Here is a 7,024-nt window from a genome sequence, read left to right as displayed (position 1 = left end):
CGGGCTTGCGCCTTGCCGTAATGATGCGCAATCAGCCCCGGAGTCGCCAGGATTTGCGGCCAGAGCGCCATGTCATCCGGGCCGATCAGGTTTTTCATCACCGCGTCAGAGTGCCGTACCGCAGGCGGCAAAGGCAGCCCGGTCACGGCGCGTATCTGCATCTCGAACTGGCCGCAGGGGCAGGCATCCATGGTCCAGTGCCCGGAATTATGCGGGCGCGGGGCGATCTCGTTCACCAGCAGCCTGCCATCGGCGGTGACGAACATCTCCACGCCCAGAATACCGACCAGCTCCAGCTCCTCCGCCACGCGCTGGGCGATGTCCTGCGCCTCGGCCAGCAGATCCTGCGGCAGCGGCGCGGGGGCGAGCGTGAGGTCCAGGATATGGTGCTTGTGGCGGTTCTCCACCGCATCGTAGGTGACGACGGTTCCATCCACCCCGCGCGCCACCATCACCGAGACTTCCGCCGCGAAATCGACGAAACCTTCCAGCACCAGCGGCTTGGGGGCGAGGCGCGCATAGGCCGGGGCCAAATCCCCCGCCGCGCGCAGCAGCGCCTGGCCCTTGCCGTCATAGCCGAGGCGGGTGGTCTTCAGCACCGAAGGCAGGCCGAGCTTGGCCACCGCCGCGTCCAACTCCGCCTCGCTCTCCACCGCCGCCCAGGGCGCGGTGGCGATGCCGGCATTGTTGAGGAACTGCTTCTCCAGCAGCCGGTCCTGGCTGATGGCGAGAATGCGGGGACCTGGGCGCACCGGCTTCAGGCTCTCCAGCAAGGCGAGTGAGTCCGCGGGCAGGTTCTCGAACTCGAAGGTGATGACATCCACCGCATCGGCGAAGCGCCGCAGCGCCTCGAGATCGGCGTAATCCGCCACCGTGCTGGCGGCACTCACCTGCGCCGCCGGGCCGTCCGCCTCGGGCGAGAACACATGCACGCGGTAGCCGAGCCTTGCTGCCGCCATGGCGGACATGCGGCCAAGCTGCCCGCCGCCGATGATGCCGATGACCGCACCAGGAGCCAGGGCGCTCATTCCACCGTCTCCGGCACGCTGTCCGTCTGCGCGGCGCGGAACGCCGCCAGGCGGCTACGCAGCGCGTCGTCGGAGAGGGCCAGTATGGAGGCGGCGAGGATGCCCGCGTTGATCGCCCCGGGCTTGCCGATGGCGAGCGTGCCGACCGGAATGCCGCCCGGCATTTGCACGATGGAAAGCAGGGCGTCCTGCCCCTGCAACGCCGTGACCGCCACCGGTACGCCAAGCACCGGCAGGTTGGTCATGGACGCCGCCATGCCCGGCAGATGCGCAGCACCGCCCGCGCCCGCGATGATGATCTTCAGCCCCCGCGCCTCGGCGGAGGTGGCGTAGTCGTAAAGCCGCTTCGGCGTGCGGTGGGCTGACACCACCTTCGCCTCATAGGCCACGCCGAGCTTTTCCAGCATCTCGGCCGCATGCTGCATCACGGGCCAGTCCGAGCGGCTGCCCATGATAATCCCAACCAGCGGGGCGCTCACGCGGTGCGGTCCGGGATCAGCCGGCTTTCCAGCCGCGAGATTTCGTCCTTCAGCCCGAGCTTGCGCTTCTTCAGCCGCTGCACCTGCAGCTGGTCGATCGGCCCGATCTCGGTAATGCGGGCGATCACGGTATCAAGGTCCCGGTGCTCGCTGCGCAGCGCGTGCAGGCGGCGCAGAAGATTGTCTCTGTCAGTCAGCATGACCGAGCAATAATAGCATTTGCGCCGCACTGAAACCGGAATTTTTGCCCGTATTTTTCACGTGACAATTCCGTGGCAGCAGGATTAGCCTCGGCATCCTGGGCTTTGCCCGCGTAAGGCAATTGCCTGGGGACCATCGTTAAGAGCCTTAAGGAGGCACTATGAACCTGCAATCGCGTATCGATGCCCTGAAGGGGCGGCATGCCAGCCTGGAAAGCAAGATTTTGGCGGAAGACCGCCGACCCAGCCCGGATGCCACCGCTCTGGCCCGCATGAAGGTGGAAAAGTTGCGATTGAAGGAGGAGATGGAAAGATTGAAGACGCGCTAAGACGCGGAATGCGGAAAGGGGGCCGGAAGGCCCCCTTTTTTTATTACTCGGCGGCTTCCGAGGAGCTGGGCGGCGGCGGCGGGACCAGCCCTTCGCGGGCCAGGCGCTCATTGGCGGCGGCCACGGCGTCGTTCAGGTCGGATTGCTTGCACAGGCCCAGGATCACCGGGTCGCGCGGCTTGATATTGGCGCTGTTCCAGTGCGAGCGGTCGCGGATCTTCTGGATGGTGTCCTTGGTGGTGCCGAGCAGCTTGATGATCTGCGCGTCCGTGAGGTGCGGGTAGCTGCGCAGCAGGAAGGCGATGGCATCCGGCCGGTCGTTGCGCTTGGCCACGGGGGTGTAGCGCCCGCCTTTCGGCTTCTTCTGGTTCATCTCCGGCGTGGCCAGCAGCTTCAGGCGCAGAGCCGGGTTACGCTCGCACCGGGCGATGTCCTCCGCCGTGACCTGCTTGTTCGCCACTGGGTCGTAGCCGTTGATTCCCTGCGCCACCTCGCCATCGGCAATGGCCTGGACTTCCAGCGGGTGCATCCCGCAGAAATCGGCGATCTGCTCGAAGGTCAGCGCGGTCTTGTCAATCATCCAGACTGCGGTAGCTTTGGGCATCAGGGGTAGGGGCATGGATAGAGAACCTTGTTACCGTTTCAGGCGCGGCCGCCTGGAACGCAAATAGTTTCGCGCGTGGGCCACGCAAGTTAAACTTGCGCGGGGTATGGAACCCGCGCCACCCTTCGGTCAAGATCGTTTTATGACATTTCCAGAAGAAGATTCACCCCGTCCGGCCAAAAAATTGTTCTCCCCTCCCGTTTTGGACGCTCTGGGGGTGGAGGAGCTGACCGCCTATATCACCGCGTTGGAGGAGGAAATCACCCGCGTGCGCCAGGCGATCGCCGCCAAGCAGGCGCATGCCGCAGCGGCGGCCTCGTTTTTCAAGCCTAAGGATTAATGGCGCACCGCCAGAAGGACCAAAAATTTGCAAATCGCGATTGGCTACGAACTGATCTACCAACTGCCGCAAGCCACGCCGATGTTACTGGTGCTGAACGTGCACCACAGCCGGGTGGCGGATATTATCGTGCCGGACATCCTCACCACCACCCCGCAGGTGCCGGTCACCACCTACCGGGACGGGTTCGGCAATTGGTGCTCGCGGCTCGTGGCCCCGGCGGGGCGCTTCCGTCTCGCCAGCGCCGGCACGGTGTGGGATTCCGGATTGCCAGACCCGCAACACCCCAACGCACAGCAGCACGAGGTGCAGGACCTGCCTGTCGAGACGCTCGAATTCCTGCTGGGGAGCCGCTATTGCGAGACGGACGAACTGACCGAAACCGCCTGGGCGCTGTTCGGCCACACGCCGCCCGGCTGGGCGCGGGTGCAGGCGGTGTGCGACTTCGTGCACAAGCACATCAAATTCGACTACATGCAGGCGCGCGCCACCCGCACAGCGGCGCAGGCCTTCCGCGAGAGGGTGGGAGTGTGCCGGGATTACGCGCATCTGGCCGTGGCGTTCTGCCGCTGCCTGAACATTCCCGCCCGCTACTGCACCGGGTACTTAAGCGATATCGGCGAGCCTCCGCCCTATACGCCGGGGGATTTCGCCGGCTGGTTCGAGGCTTATCTCGGCGGCGCCTGGCATACGTTCGACCCGCGCAACAACAAGCCGCGCCAGGGACGGGTGCTCATCGCCTACGGGCGGGACGCCATGGATGTCGCCATCACCCACACATTCGGGCCGAACACGCTGGAGAGCTTTACGGTCTGGACCCATGAGGCGATCTGACTGAACAATGGCGCGGCGCAGGGGATTATCGGAGGAGGATCTTCGCCTCTGGGCGGCGTATGGCCGTACGCTCACCCGGCTTATGCCCGGGCTCGCCCGCCTGCCCCCGCCGCCGGAACTGCCCGCCGCGCCGCCCGAGGCAGCACCCCTGCCGCCTCAGGCGCCGAGGCCCAAGCTCGCGCATCCGCCACCTTATATAGGTGTGGATGCCGCCCCCGGAGGGCTGGACAAATCCACCTGGAAACACTTCCGCGCCGGCAAGATCCGCGCCGAGGCAAGACTGGACCTGCACGGCCACACCGCCGCCAAGGCGCATCGCGAGGTGCTGCACTTCCTGGAGCGGTCGCATGGGGCGCGGCTGCGCTGTGTCGAGATCATCACCGGCAATGGCGAGATCCTGGCGCGGGAACTGCCGCACTGGCTCAACACCCCGAGCCTGCGGCCGCTGATCCTGGCCATGGCGCATCCGCATGCGGCAAATCCTGGCTCGGTGCGCATCCTGCTGCGCCGGGTGCGGGGATGACGCCTTTCGGCGAAAGGCTCCGCCAGCTGCGCCTGGCGCGCGGCGTGACGCAGCGGGAAATGGCGGCGGCGCTTGAAATCTCGGCGGCCTATCTCTCGGCGCTGGAACATGGGCAGCGCGGCACCCCGTCCGCCGGGCTGATCCACCAGATCTGCCAGTATTTCGGGCTGATCTGGGACGATGCCGACGAGCTGGCAGCGCTGGCCAAAGTCTCGCGCCCGCGGCTGAAGCTGCATGCGGGCGGGCTCACCCCGGCGCAGACAGTGCTGGCCAACCGGCTGGCGCGCGAACTGCGCCACCTGGATGCCGAGACCGTGGAGAAGATGCAGGCGCTGCTGGACCAGGCCCAGCCGGTTACGCCGCCAGCACGCCCGCGCCGCGCAAGAAGCCGAGCAAAGGCAGCAGGCTGAGCCCGAGAATGGTGAAGTGGTCGCCCTCGATACGCGTGAAGAGCTGCGCGCCCAGCCCCTCCAGCCGGTAGGCGCCGACACAGCCCAGGACCTCCTTGCCCTCCGCTGCCAGATAGCGGGCGATGAACGCCTCGCTCAACTCGCGCACACTCAACGTGGCCCGCTCGACATGCGACCACGCGATCTCCCCGCCCGTTACCACGCAGGCCGCGGTGACAAGCTGGTGCGTGCGCCCGGAGAGACGGCGCAGATGCGCGGCGGCCTCGTCGAGGTCCGCAGGCTTGTCGAACACCGCGCCATCGCACACCAGAAGCTGGTCCGCCCCCAGCACCAGAGCGCCGGGATGCGACGCCCCCACCGCGCGGGCCTTGGCCGCCGCCAGAGCCAAAGCCAACTCCTCCGGCGTGCCGGCAAAGCCTTGCTTCAGCGCCGCCTCGTCCACGCCGGAGGGGATGGCGGCGAAATCCAGCCCGGCCTGGCGCAGCATGGCCTGGCGCGCGGCGGAGGTGCTGGCCAGGATCAAGCGCGGCGCGGCGCCACCCTTTATCAGGGCGAAAAATTCATCACCGTTAATCACAAACCGCCACCTGCATAGACAAATTGCACAAATTATTATCAGTCCGCGCTCAAAGCCAAGCTGGTTCTTCCAGCTGCGCTTATTTACGCTCTCCTTATTTATTTTACGTTCCTTTTATTTATCCGCCGGCAAGTCCGCGCAAGGGCGGGTGCGCCGCGGTGCTGACCATTCAGGCACGAGCTTTGCATTATCAGAAAAATCAGCCGTGCCCGCGGCGCCGCCTAACGTAAGGAGAAGATAAGCATGGTAGCCACCACAGATGTCGCCGCGCATGCCGCGCCCCAATTGCGGCAAGGCGCGCTCAGCCTGCCCGAGACCATCGGCCAGTCTATCGCCAATATCGCCCCGACCCTGACACCCGCGATCAACATCTCGGTCGTCGCCGGCATCGCCGGTGTCGGCTCGTGGATTTCCTATCTCATCGCCACCGTCGGTTGCGTGTTCGTCGGCAGTTGCATCTCCACCCTGGCCAAGCGCCACCCGGAGGCCGGCTCCTACTTTGTGTATATCGGCCGTAACTTCGGCCCCATCCCCGGCGCCCTGGCCGGCTGGCTGATGATCCTCGCCTATCTCTCTTGCGGCATCGCCGTGGCGTCCAGCGCGCCGCTCTTCCTCACCTCGATCCTGGCCTCCTTCGGTCTTGTCCTGCCCCATACCGGGCTGGCAATCTACATGGTCGCCTTCATCGGCCTGGTCGCCTACGCCGCTTACCGCGATATCCAGCTGTCCTCGCGCGTCGGGCTGATCCTGGAGGTCGTCTCGATCGGCATCGTCATCATCATCACCGCCATGGTTGTGGCCAAGCATGGCACGGTGGTGGACCCCACCCAGCTTGCCGTGTCCAAGCTGCCCGTCGGCGGCATCATGTCGGCCATGGCCTTCGCGGTGTTCAGCTTCGTCGGCTTCGAGAGCTCCGCCACCCTGGCCAAGGAAGCGCGCGACCCGCAGCGCGCCGTGCCCTTCGCCGTGATGGGCAGCGTCGCCGCCGCCGGCATCTTCTTCACCATAATCTGCTACTTCATGGTGCTGGGCATGAACGACAATGCCAGCGCCATCGGCAATTCCGGCTCCCCCTTCTCGGACATGACGGCCGCCGCGCACCTGCCCTGGGCCGCCGCGATCGTGTATTTCGCGGCCTCCATCAGCGCCTTTGCCTGCACGCTGGCCTGCGTCAATGCCGGCTCGCGCATGCTCTACTCCATGGGCCGCTACCAGTTCCTGCACGGCTCCATGGGTCTGGTCCACAAGAAGCACAAGACGCCCTATGCGGCCATCCTCACCAGCACCGCCCTGGTGCTTCTTGGCGCGCTGGCACTGCTGCCGCAGGGCTTCCTCAACGCCTTCGATGAAACCGGGACGCTCTGCACCTTCGGCTTCGTCATCGTGTATCTTGGCGTTGCGCTCACCTCCTCGGTGGATGTGTTCAAGGCCGGCATACTGAAGCCGTTCCATGTCGTCTCCACCGTCATTGGCGGGGCGCTCATGGTGTTCGTGATTTACAGCAGCATCTTCCCCTGGCCGGCCGCACCCTGCCAGTATCTGCCGCAGATCAGCCTTCCATGTCGTTGGCGATGCTCGTCAGCACCTGCGGGGACTTGAACTTCAGCACCAGGAACCAGGCCAGCCCGATGGCGACATAGGCGAGGAAGATCTGCGGCAGATACTGGCAGGGTGCGGCCGGCCAGGGGAAGATGCTGCTG

11 protein-coding genes are annotated in these 7,024 nt (G+C 65.6%); 6 read left to right on the top strand and 5 right to left on the bottom strand.

The features are described 5' to 3' along the window. The 3 genes from ACLPJJ_RS14175 to ACLPJJ_RS14165 form a co-directional block, all read right to left on the bottom strand. A partial coding sequence (locus ACLPJJ_RS14175; protein WP_443591636.1) for a 5-(carboxyamino)imidazole ribonucleotide synthase occupies positions 1-1,028 on the bottom strand: 1,028 nt, incomplete at its 3' end. Further along, positions 1,025-1,480, bottom strand: coding sequence for a 5-(carboxyamino)imidazole ribonucleotide mutase (gene purE, locus ACLPJJ_RS14170; protein ID WP_443591637.1), 456 nt, complete (start codon positions 1,478-1,480; stop codon positions 1,025-1,027). The genes purE and ACLPJJ_RS14175, both read right to left, overlap by 4 nt. Before the next feature lie 23 nt (positions 1,481-1,503). Beyond that, the gene (locus ACLPJJ_RS14165) at positions 1,504-1,707 is read right to left on the bottom strand and encodes a YdcH family protein (RefSeq protein WP_443591635.1); all 204 of its coding nucleotides are present in this window, start codon (positions 1,705-1,707) and stop codon (positions 1,504-1,506) included. A gap of 161 nt (positions 1,708-1,868) precedes the next feature. Between ACLPJJ_RS14165 and ACLPJJ_RS14160 the strand changes: the two genes are divergently transcribed. Further along, positions 1,869-2,036, top strand: a complete 168-nt coding sequence (locus ACLPJJ_RS14160; protein ID WP_443591634.1) for a YdcH family protein — start codon at positions 1,869-1,871, stop codon at positions 2,034-2,036. Between the two features lie 43 nt (positions 2,037-2,079). Here the strand turns inward: ACLPJJ_RS14160 and ACLPJJ_RS14155 are convergent, their stop codons facing one another. Further along, positions 2,080-2,655, bottom strand: a complete 576-nt coding sequence (locus tag ACLPJJ_RS14155; protein ID WP_443591633.1) for a DUF1013 domain-containing protein — start codon at positions 2,653-2,655, stop codon at positions 2,080-2,082. 127 nt (positions 2,656-2,782) lie between these two features. Between ACLPJJ_RS14155 and ACLPJJ_RS14150 the strand changes: the two genes are divergently transcribed. From ACLPJJ_RS14150 to ACLPJJ_RS14135, 4 genes are read left to right on the top strand one after another with little or no spacing between them, the layout of a single operon-like run. Next, positions 2,783-2,980 carry a DUF1192 domain-containing protein gene (locus tag ACLPJJ_RS14150; RefSeq protein WP_443591632.1) on the top strand — a complete coding sequence of 66 codons (198 nt, stop codon included), beginning with the start codon at positions 2,783-2,785 and terminating at the stop codon, positions 2,978-2,980. A gap of 27 nt (positions 2,981-3,007) precedes the next feature. Beyond that, positions 3,008-3,814, top strand: a complete 807-nt coding sequence (locus ACLPJJ_RS14145) for a transglutaminase-like domain-containing protein (protein ID WP_443591631.1) — start codon at positions 3,008-3,010, stop codon at positions 3,812-3,814. Between the two features lie 7 nt (positions 3,815-3,821). Further along, the gene (locus ACLPJJ_RS14140; protein ID WP_443591630.1) at positions 3,822-4,337 is read left to right on the top strand and encodes a Smr/MutS family protein; all 516 of its coding nucleotides are present in this window, start codon (positions 3,822-3,824) and stop codon (positions 4,335-4,337) included. Then, the gene (locus ACLPJJ_RS14135; protein WP_443591629.1) at positions 4,334-4,747 is read left to right on the top strand and encodes a helix-turn-helix domain-containing protein; all 414 of its coding nucleotides are present in this window, start codon (positions 4,334-4,336) and stop codon (positions 4,745-4,747) included. The genes ACLPJJ_RS14140 and ACLPJJ_RS14135 overlap by 4 nt, the downstream gene beginning before the upstream one ends. Here the strand turns inward: ACLPJJ_RS14135 and ACLPJJ_RS14130 are convergent. Continuing rightward, positions 4,692-5,324 carry a Maf family protein gene (locus ACLPJJ_RS14130; RefSeq protein ID WP_443591628.1) on the bottom strand — a complete coding sequence of 211 codons (633 nt, stop codon included), beginning with the start codon at positions 5,322-5,324 and terminating at the stop codon, positions 4,692-4,694. The genes ACLPJJ_RS14135 and ACLPJJ_RS14130 overlap by 56 nt on opposite strands. A 243-nt stretch (positions 5,325-5,567) precedes the next feature. On the opposite strand from ACLPJJ_RS14130, the gene ACLPJJ_RS14125 reads away from it, so the two are divergent. Continuing rightward, positions 5,568-6,923 (top strand): APC family permease, encoded by a 1,356-nt coding sequence (locus ACLPJJ_RS14125; protein WP_443591627.1) that lies wholly within the window; start codon positions 5,568-5,570, stop codon positions 6,921-6,923. Positions 6,924-7,024: the final 101 nt, after the last annotated feature.

It is taken from the genome of Acidocella sp., assembly GCF_052326845.1.
Lineage (GTDB): Bacteria > Pseudomonadota > Alphaproteobacteria > Acetobacterales > Acetobacteraceae > Acidocella.
This window is presented reverse-complemented; position numbering and strand designations above follow the sequence as displayed.